14 protein-coding genes are annotated in these 17,670 nt (G+C 56.1%); 6 read left to right on the plus strand and 8 right to left on the minus strand.

The genetic code is table 11. The annotated features are described in order from the left end of the window. Nucleotides 1-28: 28 nt before the first annotated feature. Nucleotides 29-853: a rhomboid family intramembrane serine protease GlpG gene (glpG, locus tag NR302_RS18105; protein ID WP_258145219.1), complete on the minus strand. Its 825-nt coding sequence runs from the start codon at nt 851-853 to the stop codon at nt 29-31. Between the two features lie 32 nt (nt 854-885). Continuing rightward, the gene (glpE, locus tag NR302_RS18110) at nt 886-1,212 is read right to left on the minus strand and encodes a thiosulfate sulfurtransferase GlpE (protein WP_008107933.1); all 327 of its coding nucleotides are present in this window, start codon (nt 1,210-1,212) and stop codon (nt 886-888) included. Nucleotides 1,213-1,563: 351 nt separating this feature from the next. Here glpE and glpD point away from each other — a divergent pair, with 351 nt between their 5' ends. After that, nucleotides 1,564-3,072, plus strand: coding sequence for a glycerol-3-phosphate dehydrogenase (gene glpD / locus NR302_RS18115; protein ID WP_008107935.1), 1,509 nt, complete (start codon nt 1,564-1,566; stop codon nt 3,070-3,072). An 80-nt stretch (nt 3,073-3,152) separates the two neighbouring features. Here glpD and iolE read toward each other — a convergent pair whose 3' ends face one another. The 3 genes from iolE to iolD form a co-directional block, all read right to left on the minus strand. Then, nucleotides 3,153-4,049 (minus strand): myo-inosose-2 dehydratase, encoded by an 897-nt coding sequence (iolE, locus tag NR302_RS18120; protein WP_061719747.1) that lies wholly within the window; start codon nt 4,047-4,049, stop codon nt 3,153-3,155. Between the two features lie 65 nt (nt 4,050-4,114). Beyond that, nucleotides 4,115-5,128, minus strand: a complete 1,014-nt coding sequence (locus tag NR302_RS18125; protein WP_008107937.1) for a Gfo/Idh/MocA family protein — start codon at nt 5,126-5,128, stop codon at nt 4,115-4,117. A 73-nt stretch (nt 5,129-5,201) separates the two neighbouring features. After that, complete coding sequence (iolD, locus tag NR302_RS18130; protein ID WP_258144099.1) at nt 5,202-7,136, minus strand: 3D-(3,5/4)-trihydroxycyclohexane-1,2-dione acylhydrolase (decyclizing); 1,935 nt, start codon at nt 7,134-7,136, stop codon at nt 5,202-5,204. Nucleotides 7,137-7,685: 549 nt separating this feature from the next. Between iolD and iolC the strand changes: the two genes are divergently transcribed. Together iolC and NR302_RS18140 are read left to right on the plus strand one after the other, a co-directional pair. Beyond that, the gene (gene iolC / locus NR302_RS18135; protein ID WP_258144100.1) at nt 7,686-9,599 is read left to right on the plus strand and encodes a 5-dehydro-2-deoxygluconokinase; all 1,914 of its coding nucleotides are present in this window, start codon (nt 7,686-7,688) and stop codon (nt 9,597-9,599) included. Between the two features lie 288 nt (nt 9,600-9,887). Then, entirely contained in the window at nt 9,888-10,733 is an 846-nt protein-coding gene (locus NR302_RS18140) for a MurR/RpiR family transcriptional regulator (RefSeq protein ID WP_008107943.1), read from the plus strand. An 82-nt stretch (nt 10,734-10,815) separates the two neighbouring features. Here the strand turns inward: NR302_RS18140 and iolB are convergent, their stop codons facing one another. Both iolB and NR302_RS18150 read right to left on the minus strand, forming a co-directional pair. Then, nucleotides 10,816-11,631 (minus strand): 5-deoxy-glucuronate isomerase, encoded by an 816-nt coding sequence (gene iolB / locus NR302_RS18145; protein WP_222235071.1) that lies wholly within the window; start codon nt 11,629-11,631, stop codon nt 10,816-10,818. A gap of 24 nt (nt 11,632-11,655) precedes the next feature. Continuing rightward, nucleotides 11,656-13,161, minus strand: coding sequence for a CoA-acylating methylmalonate-semialdehyde dehydrogenase (locus NR302_RS18150; RefSeq protein ID WP_061719751.1), 1,506 nt, complete (start codon nt 13,159-13,161; stop codon nt 11,656-11,658). A 424-nt stretch (nt 13,162-13,585) separates the two neighbouring features. On the opposite strand from NR302_RS18150, the gene NR302_RS18155 reads away from it, so the two are divergent. Next, nucleotides 13,586-14,401 carry a TIM barrel protein gene (locus NR302_RS18155; protein ID WP_258144101.1) on the plus strand — a complete coding sequence of 272 codons (816 nt, stop codon included), beginning with the start codon at nt 13,586-13,588 and terminating at the stop codon, nt 14,399-14,401. Between the two features lie 153 nt (nt 14,402-14,554). Here the strand turns inward: NR302_RS18155 and NR302_RS18160 are convergent, their stop codons facing one another. Further along, nucleotides 14,555-15,778: an MFS transporter gene (locus NR302_RS18160; RefSeq protein ID WP_154157235.1), complete on the minus strand. Its 1,224-nt coding sequence runs from the start codon at nt 15,776-15,778 to the stop codon at nt 14,555-14,557. A 226-nt stretch (nt 15,779-16,004) separates the two neighbouring features. Between NR302_RS18160 and NR302_RS18165 the strand changes: the two genes are divergently transcribed. Both NR302_RS18165 and NR302_RS18170 read left to right on the plus strand, forming a co-directional pair. Continuing rightward, complete coding sequence (locus NR302_RS18165) at nt 16,005-16,718, plus strand: ABC transporter ATP-binding protein (RefSeq protein WP_154157236.1); 714 nt, start codon at nt 16,005-16,007, stop codon at nt 16,716-16,718. Next, nucleotides 16,696-17,667, plus strand: coding sequence for an ABC transporter substrate-binding protein (locus NR302_RS18170; RefSeq protein WP_176972628.1), 972 nt, complete (start codon nt 16,696-16,698; stop codon nt 17,665-17,667). The genes NR302_RS18165 and NR302_RS18170 overlap by 23 nt, the downstream gene beginning before the upstream one ends. The last annotated feature ends 3 nt before the right edge of the window (nt 17,668-17,670 follow it).

A 17,670-nucleotide genomic window follows, 5' to 3' on the forward strand; every position in this document is an offset into this window, starting at 1 on the left:
CTCGTAGCCGCTTCTTTTATTGGTGCTGCTAACGACGCGTAATCTTACGCGTATCAACAAATGCCATCGCTAAACCCACCAGCAAGCCGGTGACGTGCGCGGCGTTGGCGATCGACAGACCAAATGCGCCGTACCAGCCAATCACCAACCATACGACCGCGAAGCCAATCAGGCCGCGCTCAAGATAAATACCACTTTCGGGATCGCGCTCGCCGCGCAGCCAGCAGTAACCCATCAGCGCGTAAACCACGCCCGATAAGCCACCAAACAGCACGCCGCTAAACTTGGCCTGCATCCAGCCGGTTAGCAACGCCGAGATCAGCATAATCACAAACAGCTTGCCGCTGCCGAGACGCTTTTCGACCGCACCGCCGAGATACCACCACCACATCAGGTTGAACAGGATGTGCAGCAGCGAGAAGTGCAGCAACGCATGGCTAAACCAGCGCCACACCTGGAAATATTGCGAAGAGTCCGCCGGCCACGCCAGCCAATCCAGCGCCACATCATCACCAACGATCTGCATCAGGATAAACACCGCGATGCAGGCGACCATGATGGTCATGGTGAGCGGACCTGCGCGTTCGCGAATGCTCGCCCAGATGTTAGTGCGCTCGTAGCGCAAGCCACTTTCGGTACTGCCGCTATGCCAGCTGGCAGCCTGATAGCGCGGATGGTTGGGATCGCGCACAAACTGCGCGAGTTCGTTTTCGACCATCTCAAACTTACTGTCATCATCCAACATGATGACGAAGTGGCTTTCGCGCTCAATGCGTAGCGTCACGCCGCGTGTCGCCATGTAGTCGACAAACGCCTGCGCCATGCGCGGATTGTTAAACTGGGTGATGCGCATCATGCGGTGCTCTCCTTCCTTATGCGATGGGCTTAGGCGTCGCCGAGGGCAACCTGCGCCGGGAATGCCGCGCGCCAGGCGTCAAATCCGCCGTCAATGCTGTACGCCGCGCTGAATCCCTGGCCCAGCAAGAACTGCGCCGCGCCTTTGCTGCTGTTGCCGTGATAGCACATCACCAGCACCGGCAATGCCTGATTCGCGTTGGCGATGAAATCCGCCAGATTGTCATTGGTCAGATGCTGCGCGCCCGCCGCGTGGCCCATCATAAAGCTCTGCGGATCACGGATATCCACCAGCTGCGCACCTTGTGCCAGATGCTCTTGCGCCTGCAGGACATTAATACACTCGAAGGTTTCCATGGTGTCTCTCATTACTTGGTCACAATTAGCGGTTAAAAAATTACCGGTGTTGCTGCCAGGTCGCCATGAATGGCGCCCCTACGATTGCCCGGTGTAGGGTCGCCATTCATGGCAACCTAAACATGCTCAACTCATAAGCATTACACAATTAGCGCCTAGTTTAACCTGAGAAGCCGCCGCGATAACCTGACAACCTTTATGGTTATGTGATTTTTTTCCTGTCGGAATGTTAGCTATATCACGCAAAAATGTTTTTATTCAGTTAACCGCTGGCGTCGATGTTGGTTTCCGATTATTATTACGCTCGAAAACGAACATTTTAGAACTATTCCGAACATCGGAGGAGATGACGTGGAAACCAAAGACCTGATCGTGATCGGCGGCGGCATTAACGGAGCCGGCATTGCAGTGGACGCTGCAGGACGCGGACTGTCGGTGCTGATGCTGGAGGCGCGGGATTTGGCCTGTGCAACCTCCTCCAACAGCTCGAAATTGATTCACGGCGGCCTGCGCTACCTTGAGCACTATGAATTCCGCCTGGTGGGCGAAGCCTTAGCAGAACGTGAAGTGCTGCTGAAAATGGCGCCGCACATCGCTTTCCCGATGCGTTTCCGTCTGCCGCACCGTCCGCATCTGCGTCCGGCGTGGATGATCCGCATGGGCCTGTTTATGTACGATCGCCTCGGCAAACGCACCACGCTGCCGGGCAGCAAAAGCCTGCGCTTTGGCGCGGATTCGGCCCTCAAGCCGGAGATCACGCGCGGATTCGAATATTCTGACTGCTGGGTTGATGATGCGCGCATGGTGGTTCTCAACGCGCAGGAAGTGGAAAAACAGGGCGGCGAAGTGCGTACCCGCACTCGCGTGACCCGCGCCTGGCGTGAAGCCGGTTTGTGGATGGTAGAAGCCGAAGACATTGATACCGGCAAAACCTACACCTGGCGCGCTAAAGGTCTGGTCAATGCGGCCGGTCCGTGGGTAAAAGAGTTCTTCGACGATGGCCTGAAGCTGAAATCGCCGTACGGCATTCGTCTGATCAAAGGCAGCCACATTGTGGTGCCGCGCGTACACCGCGAAAAGCAGGCGTATATCCTGCAGAACGAAGATAACCGTATCGTGTTTGTCATTCCGTGGATGGACGAGTTTTCCATCATTGGTACCACCGACGTGGAGTACAAAGGCGATCCGAAAGACGTGAAGATCGATGACAACGAAATCAGCTACCTGCTGAAAGTGTTCAACGGACACTTCAAACAGCAGCTGAGCAAAGATGACATCGTCTGGACTTACTCAGGCGTGCGTCCGCTGTGCGATGACGAATCGGATTCGCCGCAGGCCATCACCCGCGATTACACGCTGGATGTGCATGACGACAACGGCCAGGCGCCGCTGCTGTCGGTGTTCGGCGGTAAGCTGACTACCTATCGTAAGCTGGCGGAACATGCGCTGGAGAAACTGACCAAGTACTACCCGAACATCGGCCCAGCGTGGACCAAAAACGCGGTATTACCGGGCGGTGATTTCTCTGGTTCACGCGATGATTACGCCGCTGGTCTGCGTCGTCGCTATCCGTTTATCAGCGAAGGTATGGCGCGTCACTTTGCGCGTACTTACGGCAGCCGCACCGAAGAGCTGCTGGCAGACGCGAAGAGCATCGACGATCTGGGCGAGAATTTCGGTCACGAGTTCTACGAAGCCGAGCTGCGTTACCTGGTGAAAAACGAATGGGTACGCGAGCTGGATGATGCGATTTGGCGTCGTACCAAACAAGGTATGTGGCTGAGCGCTGCCGAGCAGGCACGTATTGCTGAGTGGCTGGCGGTCAACGCACAGAAACCCGCGTTGTCGTTAGCGTCATAATATAAAAAAGGGGCGTCGTAAGTGACGCCCCGTTTATGTAGGGTCGCCATTCATGGCGACCTTTTCAATTCCTGCACTATTTACAAACCCGCATTCTCACGAATGTACTTACGCGCTTTCACCGCATATTCGAACGGATTGGCCAGCGCCGGATCCTGTTCTGCTTCCACCACCATCCAGCCTTTATAGCCGTAATCGTCGAGGATTTTAAACACCGGTTTGAAATCGATCACGCCATCGCCCGGCACGGTAAAGGTGCCTTTCTTCACGCCATCGAGGAACGACAGGGATTTCTCGCGCACTTCCGCGACCACGCTGTCGCGCACGTCTTTTAGATGCACGTGGAAAATACGCGGCAGATATTTGGTCAGCACATCCAGCATTGCCTGCTGTGAGCCTTCGGAATAGTAGATGTGGCCGGTATCGTACAGCAGGCCTACATTCTCATTGGTCGATTCCATAAAGCGATCAATCTCGGCTGGCGTCTGGATGCCTGTGCCCATGTGATGGTGCAGCGTCAAACGCATGCCTTTCTTCGCGGCAATCTCCGCCAGCTCGTTGTAGCCTTCCGCCGTTAAGCGCCACTCTTCATCGCTGAAAATCGGCTTCTGCTCCAGCACAGCCAGCGTGGTGCCCTGAATACTTTTGCTCTGCTCGGAGCAACCAATCACACGCGCGCCCATCGCATGCAGGAAGTTCATGTGATTGGTGAATTCGTCGATAGTTTTCGCTTTTTCGCCGTTGGCGAAGAAGGTGCTGAACCACGCATTGCAGATCTGAATACCACGGATATCCAGCATCGGCTTGAGAATCGCCGGATCGCGCGGGTATTTGCTGCCCACTTCGCTACCGGTAAAGCCTGCCAGCGCCATTTCACTGACGGTTTGCTGGAAGGTGTTTTCGCTGCCCAGCTCCGGCATGTCGTCGTTGGTCCAGCCGATTGGCGCAATCGCCAGTTTAACGTTGTCTTTGTTCATCTTGTTGTCCCTGATTCACAGAGGCGGCCGCTGAGCCGCCGAGGAGTATTTAGCGCACAGCTCAGTTATTTGGCGTAGAAATCCGGACGCGGCGGCATGGTAACCGGCTCGATTGCGCCGCTGTTCTGCGCTTTCTGGCAGGCATCGGCGGCCACGGAGGCAGCGAAACCATCCCAGGCAGAAGGTCCGGTAAGTTGGCCGTCTTTCACGTCATTAATAAACGCTTGCAGCTCAACGTCATACGCATCGATGAAACGATCTTTCCAGTCGGTCAGCAGCGGCACACCGAGACGCGCGTTTTTGCGTGTTTGGATCGCCGAAGGCTCAGGCAGCTTAGCGATGCCCTCTTCGCCCACCACTTCACACTGAATGTCATAGCCGTACGCACAGTTAACGAAGATCTCCACGTCAATGCGGATACCTTTCTGCGTTTCGAACAGCACGATTTGCGGATCTTTCAGCTTGGCGTGAGACTTCGACGTGGTACGCGGGAACACCACCTGCACGGTTTTGTAGTCGTCTTCCGTCAGCCAGCGCAGCACGTCCAGCTCGTGAATCAGAGTGTTGGTGATCGCCATGTCGGTGGTGTAATTCTCGCCGACGCTCTGGTTGCGGTGTGCGCAGTGCAGCATCAGCGGCTCGCCGATTTCACCGTCGGTAATCACTTTTTTCAGCGCGCGATAGCCGGAATCGTACGGACGCATAAAGCCAACCTGCACCAGACGTTTACCGTGTTTGATCTCGGCATCGACAATGCGACGGCAACCTTCCGCGCTCAGCGCCAGCGGCTTTTCACAGAACACCGGTTTGCCGGCCGCGATTGCCGCCAGCGTGAACTCTTCGTGGGTCGGATCCCAGGATGTCACCAGCACGGCGTCAACGTCTGGCGAGTTGATCACCTGATGACCATCCTGATAAACCTCGGCTTCGATATTCAGACGTTGCAGCGCAGCGCGCGCACCTTCCACGTTGATATCAGAAACTGCCACCACTTTCGCACCCTGCAAAACGTTATTGCAGCGACGAATGTGTTCCTGACCAATTGCACCGGTACCAATTACACCGAGTTTGAGCGTCATAATTACACCTGTAGATGTAGAGTCGGAAGAGTAAGGGTTAAGCAAGGCCGACGAACGCCGGCCTAAAAAAGATTTAGTACTTACGTGCTTGTTCGATATGCACGTTAAGGTTATCGGCCACTTTTTGCGTGCGCGTGGACGTCGAGGTTTGCGCCACGCCGACGTGCCACCAGCTGAAGTATTTGTGCACCATGGTTTTTGGCAGCACTTTGATGTCGAACAGCACGGAAACGGTCTGCTTCTGCGCATCGATCAGCGCGGCTTCCAGCTGCTCAAGCGTGGTGATGCGGTAGGTTTTGCAGCCGTAACCGCCGGCGATTGCCGCGAAGTCCACCGGCACAAAGCCGCCATCCAGCTTGCCGCCTTCCGGATTACGGAAGCGGAACTCGGTAGTGAAACTGTCCATGCCGTGTTCCATCTGCAGGTTGTTGATACAACCGTTGGTCATGTTATCCAGTAGCACCACGTTGATTTTCGCCCCTTCCTGAATCGACGTGACCAGCTCGGAATGCAGCATCATGAACGAGCCGTCGCCGACCATGACGTAGACTTCACGCTGCGGCTGCGCCAGCTTCACGCCCAGCGCGGCATTCACTTCGTAACCCATGCAGGAGTAGCCGTACTCAACGTGGTACGAGTTGTAATCTTTGGTGCGCCACACGCGTTGCAGGTCGCCCGGCAGACTGCCCGCTGCCGCGACAATCACCGCATCCTTTGGGAGCTGCTCGTTTAAGGTGCCCAGCACGCTGCTCTGCGTCAGCACCGATTTCGTCAGGCGCTCAAACTCCGCAAACAGCGCTTCGCGATCGGCGTGGTCGGCGATTTCCGGAATGAAATCGTCGGTGTTGTAGGTCGCGGCATAGACGCGCTGCGTCTCTTTCAGCAGCTTGCTTTGCGACAGCTCAATCTGGCCGCCCCAATGGTTTTCGAAACCTTTCAAACCACTTTCCAGCGCGGTTAAACCTTCACGCGCATCCGCCAGCAGCTGCACCGCATCCAGCTTGTAGCTGTCGAAGTTGCTGACGTTGAGGTTCAGATAGCTGACATCCGGATTCTGGAAAATCCATTTCGACGCGGTGGTGAAGTCGGTGTAACGCGTACCGATACCAATCACCAAATCGGCCTCTTTTGCCAGCAGGTTGGCCGCCAGACAGCCGGTTTCGCCCACGCCGCCGACATTCAGCGGGTGATCGGAAACGATGGTGCCTTTACCGGCCTGAGTTTCGGCAAATGGGATGTTGAAGCGCTCGGCAAATTTCAGCAGCGCATCACCAGCGTCGGAATATTTCAGGCCGCCACCGACAATGATCAGCGGCTTGTGTTTGCGTGCAATCAGCGCCAGCGCATCTTCTAATTGCGCGGCGGTTGGCAGACGGCGATCCAGACGGTGCACACGCTTCTGGAAGAAGTATTCCGGGAAGTCCCAGGCTTCGCCCTGCACGTCCTGCGGCAGCGCAATCGTCACCGCGCCGGTTTCTGCCGGATCGGTCAACACGCGCAAGGCGTTGATGCAGGCGGTCATCAGCTGCTCTGGACGGCTAACGCGATCCCAGTATTTGCTTACCGCGCGGAACGCGTCGTTGGTGCTGATGCTGAGATCGTGGCTCTGTTCGATCTGCTGCAAGACCGGATCCGGTTGGCGCGTGGCGAACACATCGCCCGGCAGCAGCAATAAAGGAATGCGGTTGGCAGTCGCGGTGGCGGCAGCGGTAATCATATTGGCCGCGCCGGGACCGACCGATGAAGTACAGGCGATAATCTGACGACGCAGCGACTGCTTGGCAAAACCAATGGCGGCGTGCGCCATGCCCTGCTCGTTACGGCCCTGATGCACCACCAGATCGCCGCTATCCTGCTCCAGCGCCTGTCCCAATCCCAGCACGTTGCCGTGACCGAAAATGGCAAAAATGCCTTTCACAAACTTGGTTTCAACGCCGTCAACGTTCAGGTATTGGTTATCAAGAAATTTTACCAGCGCCTGTGCCGTGGTGAGTCTGATTGTGCCCATATGCTTCTTCCTTTACATGCTGGTACCTGCGGCGAGGTACATCGCGGTTCGGGTAAAAACTGCCGTTCACGGCGCCCGCGGATTAAGTGAAACGTGAGGCGATTATAAACAAATATTTTTTTCATTAAACACGATTACAGAAGAAACATTTCATTTTGCGATGGAGATCAAATTCAGCAATGAAACGTGGGCTGCGCGAGACGCAAAAGGGGGAAAAGTGGAACAGTAAAAGGTCATTTGCCGGTCATAACGAAATTTCATTTCACTTCAGTAGCTTCCTTGATTCGCCAGCACTTTCCTGAGACCTGGCTCACAAGCCTGACTATCACTGAAACTCTCGGTGAATGCGCGGCCGCTTTGCGGCTTCGTCAGAGTTTTACCTGGCTCACAAAATCGTGATGGATGTTTCATTTCATATTGAATTTGGAATTTTTATTCCTCATACTGCGACCAAAGCCAATCAGGCACCTTGAGAACCCGGAAGCAAAGCGCTCGACGTTGGGCGGCAGCGCCCGCAGTGTCTGCTTATCACAGAAGGAAACAATAGGTATGAGTACACAACAGAAGCGGCTTGATGTGATTTGTATCGGACGCATCGCCGTCGACCTCTACGGTCAGCAAATTGGATCACGTCTGGAAGATATGACCAGCTTCAACAAATATCTCGGCGGATCTTCCGGCAACGTGGCCTACGGTACGGCCATTCAGGGCCTGAAATCGGCGATGCTGGCGCGTGTAGGTGACGAACATAACGGCCGCTTTTTGCGTGAAGAGCTGCAACGTGCAGGCTGCAACACCGATGGCCTGATTACCGATAAGCATCGCCTGACCGGGCTGGTGATCCTCGGGATCAAAGATGAAGAGAGCTTCCCGCTGATCTTCTACCGCGACAACTGCGCCGATATGGGGCTGGTGCCGGAAGATATTAACGAAGAGTTCATCACCTCTTCACGTGCGGTCGCCGTTACCGGCACGCACCTGTCGCATCCACAAACGCGCGCCGCAGTATTGAAAGCGCTGGAAATCGCCAAACGCAACGGCCTGCGCACCGCGCTGGATATCGATTATCGTCCGGTGCTGTGGGGACTGACTTCCCTCGGCGACGGCGAAACGCGTTTCATTGAATCGGGCGAAGTGACGCAACAGCTGCAGGAAGTGCTGCACTATTTCGATTTGGTGGTCGGAACGGAAGAAGAGTTCCATATCGCCGGTGGCAGCACCGATACGCTGACCGCGCTGAAAAATGTGCGTAAATCGAGCCAGGCCACATTAGTTTGCAAACGCGGTCCGCTGGGTTGCGTGGTGTTTGAGGGCGAGATCCCGGATAGCTGGGAACAGACCAAACTGCAGAGCGGCGTGCGTGTAGAAGTACTCAACGTGCTGGGCGCGGGCGATGCCTTTATGTCTGGCCTGCTGCGCGGCTGGTTGAACGATGAAAGCTGGGAGCAAGCGTGCCGTTACGCCAACGCCTGTGGCGCATTGGTAGTGTCGCGCCACGGCTGCGCACCAGCGATGCCAACCAAAGAAGAGCTGGATGATTTCCTCAGTCGCGATAAAGACGTGAAACGTCCGGATCTCGATGCGCGTCTCAATCACCTGCATCGCGTTACCACGCGTAAACAGCAGTGGCCTGAGCTGAATGTCTTCGCCTTCGACCATCGCAAGCAGTTGGCTGATATGGCGCGCGAAGCGGGCGTCAGCGAAGAGCGGATTCCACAATTGAAACTGCTGCTGCTACGTGCAGCAGAAGAAGCGGCTAACGAAGCCGGTCTGAATGAGAAGAGCGGCATCCTCGCGGATACCACTTACGGCCAGAAAGCGCTGAACGCGATTACCGGTAAAAACTGGTGGATTGGGCGTCCGATTGAACTGCCAAGTTCACGTCCGCTGCGCCTGGAGCACGGCAACATCGGCTCGCAGCTGGTCGACTGGCCGGCCGAGCACGTAGTGAAATGCCTGGTGTTCTACCATCCGCACGACAGCGCTGAGCTGCGTAAAGAGCAGGATGAGCTGGTGCTCGATGTGTGGAATGGCTGTAACAAGAGCGGGCACGAACTGCTGCTGGAACTGATTCTGCCGGAGAGCAATCCGGACCGTCATGAATCTTACTATTACGACATGCTGAGCCATTTCTACAGCCTTGGCATTCAGCCGGATTGGTGGAAACTGCCGCCGCTGTCTGCCGAGAGCTGGCAGGCGATCAGCGGACTGATCGAGCAGAACGATCCGCACTGTCGCGGCATTCTGTTGCTGGGCCTTGATGCGCCGGAAGAGACACTGAAAGCCGGTTTCGCCGCCGCCGCGCAAGCGCCGTGGGTGAAGGGTTTCGCGGTAGGTCGCACCATCTTCGGCCAGCCGTCACGCCAGTGGCTGCAAGGCGAGCTGGATGATAAAGCGCTGATTGAGACAGTTAAAGGCAACTACCTGCGATTGATCGGCTACTGGCGCGCTGTGCGCGGCTAATGATGCGTTCAATGATGATGAAGCGGCCCTGATGGGCCGTTTTTTTTGGTCACGCACCTTGTCCAGGTCGCCATAAATGGCGACCCTACGTGTCTGTTTGTAGGGGCGCCATTTATGGCGACCTGGTAACAGCATAACTCCCGCCCTGTTTGCCCCTCTTTTTGTGAGGCATTTCATAAACCGATGAAATAAGCGTCACGATGATGTCAAACAAATGAAATTTTCCATCCATCTGGTACTATAGCGCTCATTATCCAGCCATATTTTCTTTTTTAGCGGGCCGAAGTAATGACCAATAATCCAACGCAATTAACCTTGTTACAGGACGAGATCCGTCGTCGCTATGAGACGCTGAGCAAACGCCTGAAGCAGGTGGCTCGTTATATCCTTGATAACAGTAACAGCATCGCTTTCGATACCGTTGCCTCTATCGCGCAACATGCGGATGTCCCCCCTTCCACGCTGATCCGCTTTGCCAACGCGTTTGGCTTCAGCGGCTTCAACGAAATGAAACAGGTTTTCCGTCAGCACCTGATGGAAGAGACCGTGAACTACACCGAGCGCGCACGTCTGTTCCGCCAGACCGCCACCGACGACAGCGCCACCTCACCCGAGAGCCCGGCCGAAATCCTCAACGTCTTTACCATGGTGAACAGTCAGGCGCTGCAACAGCTGGCGATGCAGGTCAATCCAGATCAGCTGAATCGCGCGGTGAAAATGCTCGATGAAGCTGAGAACATCTACATCATCGGCCTGCGTCGCTCATTCAGCGTCGCATCGTATCTGGTGTATGCGCTGCGCCATCTGGAGCGTCGTGCGTTCCTGATCGACGGCCTCGGCGGCATGTTCACCGAGCAGTTGAGCATGGTGAACCCGAAAGACGTGGTGATCGCCATCAGCTACTCGCCGTACGCGCGTGAAGCGGTGGAGTTGGTTGAGCTAGGCGCTAAGCGTGGTGCGCATCTCATCGCCATCACCGACAGCCAGGTCAGCCCGCTGGCCGCCTTCAGCGATGTGTGCTTTGTGGTGCGTGAAGCGCAGGTGGATGGCTTCCGTTCGCAGGTGGCTTCGCTGTGTCTGGCACAAACGCTCGCCGTATCGTTGGCGCTGAACAACAACGTCACCAGCGAATAACTCTCGTAGGGTCGCCATTCATGGCGACCACCCAACAAAAAGGGCAGCCACCTGGCTGCCCTTTTTTACGTTGGTGCGCATGTTACGAACGCGGATACTGGTCGCTGTTCACCCAGGCGTGATCTTTCTCCCAGGTAAATTTCCACAGACGTTTTGGACCCGCCATCACGTTGAGATAGTAGTTATCGTAACCGGCAATGGTCGCCACCGGATGATAACCACGCGGCACCGTCACCACATCGCGATTATATGGCGCCATGCACTCGTCGAGTGAACGGTCGTCGGTATAAACGCGCTGCATGGCGAAACCTGGTTCAGGATCGAAACGGTGATAATACGTCTCTTCCAGATAGGTTTCGTCCGGGCTGTTTTTCTGGTCGTGCTTGTGACTTGGGTACGAACTGGTCGCGCCTTCATCGGTGTACACTTCCACCACCAGCAGACTGTCGGCCTCTTTGTTATCCGGCAGAATGTTGTGCACCAGACGCTGGTTACGCCCTTTACCACGCTGCTCAACGCCAACATCTTCCGGCGCAATCAGTCGCGCCGGCAGGTTGCCGCTGCTTGGTGCATTACACACCGCCAGCTCCAGATCGCTATCCGCATACACTTCCACTTCGTCGTTATGCGGGACGTACACCGAATAAGGTGGAATGCGTTCAAACGGCGACAGACGTTTACCGAGATTGGGGAATTCGGCGTGACGGGTTTTCACCGAAGCGAAGCCCGCCACCAGCACCAGACACAACTCTTTGTCGCCACTGCTCAGCTTCAGGCTCTGCCCTTTTTTCAGCAGATAGGCATCAAAGCCGACGTATTCCCAGCCCGCGCTTTCCGGCGTGACGTGCTGAATACGGCCGTTGCTGTCGGGTTTTTGCGCTTTCGAAATCAGAGACATCCTGTTCCTCCTTGTTGAGCGAAATTAGCCCAGCGTCGGCATGCTGAACTCAGATACGGTCTGCTGACCGCTCGGCCAACGCACGGTGGCGGTTTTCATGCGGGTATAGAAACGCACGCCGTCTGGACCGTGCACGTTCAACGCACCAAACACCGAACGTTTCCAGCCGCCGAAGCTGTGGAATGCCATTGGTACCGGAACAGGCACGTTAACGCCAACCATGCCGGCTTCGACGTTTTGCACGAACTCACGCGCGGTGTGGCCGTTGCTGGTGAAGATGGCGCTGCCGTTACCGAATTCGTGGCTGTTCACCAGCTGCAGTGCGCTGTCGAAATCGCTGGAACGCATGATGCTCAGCACCGGTCCGAAGATCTCTTCGCGCCAGATGGTCATATCCGAAGTCACGTTGTCGAACAGCGTGCCGCCAACGTAGTAACCTTCTGCATGGCCAGCAACCTGGATGCCGCGGCCATCAACCACCAGCTTCGCGCCTTCCTGCTCACCTTTGTCGATGTAGCCCAGCACTTTCTTCTGGTGCGCAGCAGAAACCACCGGCCCCATTTCATTCTCTTCGGCACCTTTCTGGATGCCAGGACCGACGCGCAGCGCTTTGATCAGCGGCGTCAGACGCGCAATCAGCTTGTCTGCGGTGTCGTCACCAACGGCGACAACAACTGGCAGCGCCATGCAGCGTTCACCCGCTGAACCAAACGCGCCGCCCATAATGGCGTTCACGGTGGCATCGAGATCGGCATCGGGCATCACGATGGCGTGGTTTTTCGCTGCGCCGAACGCCTGCACACGTTTACCGTGGGCGCTGGCAGTTTTGTAGATGTGCTCCGCCACGCCGGAAGAGCCGACGAAGCTGACTGCGGCGATACGCGGATCTTTGTACAGCTGCTCGGCATCTTCGTTAGACGAATGCACCACGTTGAATACGCCATCCGGCAGGCCGGCTTCTTTCAGCAGTTCAGCCATGCGCACAGAAGCCGATGGATCCAGCGCCGGTGGCTTGAGGATAAAGGTGTTACCGCACGCCAGCGCGATTGGGAACATCCACAATGGCACCATCGCCGGGAAGTTGAACGGTGTGATACCAGCAACAACGCCGACCGGTTGCATCAGCGAGTAGCTATCAACGCCGGTGCCGACGCTCGGTGAGTTCTCACCTTTAATCAGATGCGGAATACCGCAGGCATATTCGATCACTTCGATACCGCGCGTCAGTTCACCCAGCGCATCGGACCACACTTTGCCGTGCTCAGAGACGATCAGTGCCGCCAGCTCTTCGCGATGTTTTTCCATCAGCGCTTTAAAGTTGAACATCACACGGGCACGACGCAACGGCGCGGTTTTCGACCATTCCGGGAACGCGGCATGAGCGACTTCAATCGCCTTTTCCACTTCAGCAGCGGTGCTCTGCGTCAGTTCACGCACGACTTTGCCGGTCGCCGGATCGTACACGGGAATGGTTTCATTGCTGGCGCTGTGGGTAATTTTGCCGCCGATAAAGTTTCCTACGATAGTCATGTCGTTGCCTCTTAGATGTGAAGTTCCCTGCAGATAGCCCGTTCGAACCGCGACGCTGCGTGTGCAGGCAATACTTAAAGCGTGCTATGAAGCTATCGTAATGAAATGAATTTTTCAAATACTTCTTTTTGGAAAATTTCCTTTTAGCGGCATGGATCGCATTTTTTCCGCCTGCGCTGACAGCCGGGTGCAAATCCGCCCGTAGCGCTTCCCTACTGGCGCTACAGGTATGCCAAACCGCATCACAGCTAAGCCGTTGCGCGCACAGAATTTGTGTCTGAAATCTAGCTTCCACATGCAACGCGAAACGAAATATGAAATTTTTGCGAGGCAGATCCAATATCTGATATTTCATAATTCAATAATAATGAAATAAATGTTCTCTTTGCAGCACCGATACCGTATCCGTTTACAGGAGCCGCCTATGGCCATCGATCCAACCCGTTTCTGTATTAACCGTAAAATTGCGCCAAGGCTGTCGCTGGAAGTTTTCTTTCAGCTAGTGCAGCGTCTGGGATTGAGCAAGGTTGAACTGCGTAATGACATGCAGAGCGGCAAGGTCACCGATGATCTCAGCGTGGCGCAGCTGCGTGCGCTAACGGATAAGTACCACATTGAAATCGTAACGATTAACGCGCTCTATCCGTTTAACCGTGCCGATGAGGCGTTGCTGGCAAAAGCCGACGCGCTGCTGCAGGAAGCTCAAGCCATCGGCGCAAAAGCGCTGGTGATGTGTCCGCTGAATGAAGGGATTAAGATTTCGCCCCAGCAGACACTGGAAGCGCTGCAGGTGCTGGCACCGCGCTTTGAGAAGTATGGCATTCAGGGGCTGGTGGAACCGCTGGGCTTTCCGGTCAGTTCGCTACGCTCGGCGGTGCAAACGCAAAAGCTGATTCAGCAGGCAAAAGTACCGTTCAAAGTGCTGCTCGATACGTTCCATCATCATCTGTATGAGAACGCCGAAAACGAGTTCCCGCAGGAGATTGATATCAACCATATTGGGCTGGTGCATTTGTCTGGTGTGGAAGATACCCGCCCGACGGCGCAACTGACCGACGAAGAACGCATCATGCTCAGCGACCGTGATGTGCTAAACAGCGTGGCACAGGTGAAACGTCTGGAGATGCTGGGCTACAAAGGCGTTTATGCGTTTGAGCCGTTTTCGTCGGAACTGGAGACGTGGAATACCGCTGAGATTGAACGCCAAATTCGCTACAGCATTGAGTTGCTGCAAGCCTGAAAACGAACCCTTATCTGTGTCTGAAAAAAGACACTTTTTGTTAGTGTTGGCCTCGGTCGGAGGCCTTTTTTTTACACCGTTCATCTTTGCTAAACCAGGTGCGCATGGATGCGCACCCTACGTTGTAGGGTCGCCATTTATGGCGACCGCCTACTACGCGTTCTCTTTAATCTCCACCACAGGCTCTTCCGGCATCCGCTTAATCATCCGCAGCGTGCAGAACAGCGCTAAACACACCAGCAGCGCGGTGAGGAAATAGACCAGCGACACGCCAGCATAACTCATGATGAAACCGGCAATCGGCCCGGTGATACCCAGCGACAAATCCATAAAAGCGGTGTAAGTCGCAAGCGCGCTACCCTGATTCTGCTGCGGCACCACTTTTACCGCCACTACGCCAATCGCCGGGAACACCAGCGAAAAACCCGCGCCGGTGAGGAATGCGCCCATCTTCGCCATCCACGGATCGAACGAACCGGCCACCAGAAACAGGCCAACCGCTTCCACCGCGAAACAGATACTCGCCACGCGCAAACCGCCGAGCTTATTGATGGCATTGGGGAACAGCAGGCGCGTGCCGACAAACGCGGCACTGAACATGGTCAGCGCGAAGGCAGCGCCATCCCAGCCTTTATCCTGATAAAACAGCGTGATGAAGGTGGCGATCACGCCAAATCCGGCGGAACCCATCGCCAGAATCAGGCCAAAACCGTACACCTTGCTCAGCACGTCACGGAACGGCAGCGGCTTGGCTTTGCTGCCTTTCACCGGCGCACGCGGCAGCGCCAGCGCAATCGCCAGCACGCAAATAGCAATGATGATGCCGGAGAGCAGTAGCAAGCCGCCGCTGCGGAAAATCACCACGCCGAGCGGCGCACCGATCGCCATCGCACCGTAGGTGACAATGCCGTTCCACGAAATCACCCGGCCAATATGCAGCGAACCGACGCGCGCCACGCCCCACAGCGACGTACCGGTGCCGGAAAAGCTTTGCCCCACGCCGAGAATCACGCGCCCCAGACACAGCAGCACCAGACTCAGCACGCCCTGCCCATCACTGAGCGCCGAGAGCAGAATACAGATGCCGCTCAGCAAACAGCCCACCAGCCCCAGCACCACCACTTTTTTCGGCCCCCACAGATCGGCATAGCGTCCGGCGTGCGGACGGCTGAGCAGCGTGGCGATGTATTGCAGGCTGATCACTAATCCGGCCCAGAAGGCGTTGTAGCCCAGTCCGTCATGGACAAAGCCGGGCAGCACCGCCAGCGGCAAGCCGATAGTGAGATAGCTGGCAAAGTTAAACTTCACGATGGAAAGGATCAATAAATTGAGGCGAAAACGGCCGTGTTCAGGTGCGGCGGCAGGCAGGTCAGGCATGAGTGATTGCGCTCGTGGGTGACGGAATTTTCATAACAAGAGGATAACTATACGCCTTTTGGTTTTATCCGCATCAGTGAAATGCCCAGTTTTACGGTCATCATTTCGTCATATCGCGCTCGTAGACTCGCCCTCAATCAAATCCCAAAGAGGATAACAATCTGATGACGCCCCTGATTTCTCAGGCGCGCGTGCGTAACGCTAACTCCTTCGCGGGAGGTGGCCGATGACGCATGCCGCGCTGCCTATTGAACTGAAAAATCTCAGATGGTCGGTGGGTAACCTGACTATTCTGCACGATCTCTCCCTGACCATTCCCGCAGGCGAAATCCTGGCGCTGCTCGGCCCGAGCGGCTGTGGCAAAAGCACGCTTTTGAAACTGCTGGCGGGTTTGCTGCAGCCAAGCGCCGGTGAACTGTGGATTGGTGAACGCTGCGTGGCCTCGCCGCGCCACTGCGATGCGCCGGAGAAGCGCAACCTCGGCATGGTGTTCCAGGATTACGCGCTGTGGCCGCACATGTCGGTAGCGCAAAACGTCGCCTTTCCGCTGCGCATGCGCGGCATGAAAAAAGCCGCCGCGCGGCAACAGGCCGATGCCGCACTGGCTCAGGTTGGCCTCGCTGATTTTGGCGATCGCAAACCGGCGTTGCTTTCCGGCGGCCAGCAGCAGCGCGTGGCGCTGGCGCGCGCGCTGGTGGCGAAACCGGCCATTCTGCTGTTCGACGAACCGCTCTCTAACCTCGACCGCGACCTGCGTGAAACCCTGGTTCACACCATGGCGGATTTGCTGCGCGCGGCGGGCATCACCGCTGTTTACGTTACGCACGATCGCGAGGAAGCCAACACGCTGGCCGACCGCATCATTCACCTGGCGCAGGGCCAGATTGTTTCCGTTACTCACCTCTCAGGGGACCGCAATGCCATCTCTCAAGTCAGTTAAAACAGGAGCCATCAGCGCGATGATTTTGACTTCCGCCATCATGATCAACGATGCCCAGGCGCTGACGGTGTACACCGCCGGTCCGGGTTCGCTGTCGAAAAGTCTTGCCGCCGGGTTTGAAAAACAGACCGGCATCAAAGTGAATATTTTCCAGGCCACCACCGGCAAAGTGATGGCGCGTCTGGAAGCGGAACAGGCCAATCCGCAGGCCGATGTGCTGATCTCGGCTTCGTGGGATACCGCCGAAGATCTGCAACAGCGCGGCTGGCTGCAACCTTTCGAAAGTGCTAATGCAGCGAAGGTGCCGGATCAGTTCAAAACTGCCAACTATGTCGCGCAGGGAATTTCCGCGCTCGGCATCGTGTGGAATACGCAAAGCAATACGCCAGAACCGAAAACCTGGCAGGATCTCACCGCGCCCGCCTTTAAAGACAAAGTCACCACACCGGATCCGGCGCTGTCTGGCGCGTCACTCGATCTGCTGATTGGCCTGCAAAACAGCGAAGGCGAAAAAGCCTGGCAGCTGTTTGATCAGTTAAAAGCCAACGGCATGGTGATGAGCGGACCGAACGCGCAGGCGGTGACGCCGGTGCTGCAAGGCGCGAAAGCGGCGGTGTTTGGCGCGGTCGATTACGTTACCTATAACAACATCGCGCAGGGCGAGAGCGTGAAGGTGATCTTTCCGGAAAACGGCACCGTGGTCGCGCCGCGTCCGATGATGATCCTGAAAAGCAGCCAGCACGCAGATGATGCGAAGAAATTCGTCGATTACGTGCTGTCGGATGAAGGTCAGGAACAAGTAGCAAAAGCCTGGCTGATGCCAGCACGCACCGATATCAAAGCGCAACGTCCGCTGTTCACCGAGATCAAATTGTTGCCGACTAATCAGGATGGTAGCAGCGAGCGCTCGGCGGTGCTGAAGCGCTTTGGCGCCCTGTTCGGACAGTAAACG

Source organism: Pantoea sp. SOD02 (genome assembly GCF_024707505.1).
Classification (GTDB): Bacteria; Pseudomonadota; Gammaproteobacteria; order Enterobacterales; family Enterobacteriaceae; genus Pantoea; species Pantoea symbiotica.

What these genes read in the sequence shown, in the direction of transcription:
- glpG (WP_258145219.1), bottom strand. Translation starts at nt 853, where the DNA reads ATGCGCATCACCCAGTTTAACAATCCGCGCATGGCGCAGGCGTTTGTC.
- glpE (WP_008107933.1), bottom strand. Translation starts at nt 1,212, where the DNA reads ATGGAAACCTTCGAGTGTATTAATGTCCTGCAGGCGCAAGAGCATCTG.
- iolE (WP_061719747.1), bottom strand. Translation starts at nt 4,049, where the DNA reads ATGAACAAAGACAACGTTAAACTGGCGATTGCGCCAATCGGCTGGACC.
- NR302_RS18125 (WP_008107937.1), bottom strand. Translation starts at nt 5,128, where the DNA reads ATGACGCTCAAACTCGGTGTAATTGGTACCGGTGCAATTGGTCAGGAA.
- iolD (WP_258144099.1), bottom strand. Translation starts at nt 7,136, where the DNA reads ATGGGCACAATCAGACTCACCACGGCACAGGCGCTGGTAAAATTTCTT.
- iolC (WP_258144100.1), top strand. Translation starts at nt 7,686, where the DNA reads ATGAGTACACAACAGAAGCGGCTTGATGTGATTTGTATCGGACGCATC.
- NR302_RS18140 (WP_008107943.1), top strand. Translation starts at nt 9,888, where the DNA reads ATGACCAATAATCCAACGCAATTAACCTTGTTACAGGACGAGATCCGT.
- iolB (WP_222235071.1), bottom strand. Translation starts at nt 11,631, where the DNA reads ATGTCTCTGATTTCGAAAGCGCAAAAACCCGACAGCAACGGCCGTATT.
- NR302_RS18150 (WP_061719751.1), bottom strand. Translation starts at nt 13,161, where the DNA reads ATGACTATCGTAGGAAACTTTATCGGCGGCAAAATTACCCACAGCGCC.
- NR302_RS18155 (WP_258144101.1), top strand. Translation starts at nt 13,586, where the DNA reads ATGGCCATCGATCCAACCCGTTTCTGTATTAACCGTAAAATTGCGCCA.
- NR302_RS18160 (WP_154157235.1), bottom strand. Translation starts at nt 15,778, where the DNA reads ATGCCTGACCTGCCTGCCGCCGCACCTGAACACGGCCGTTTTCGCCTC.
- NR302_RS18165 (WP_154157236.1), top strand. Translation starts at nt 16,005, where the DNA reads ATGACGCATGCCGCGCTGCCTATTGAACTGAAAAATCTCAGATGGTCG.
- NR302_RS18170 (WP_176972628.1), top strand. Translation starts at nt 16,696, where the DNA reads ATGCCATCTCTCAAGTCAGTTAAAACAGGAGCCATCAGCGCGATGATT.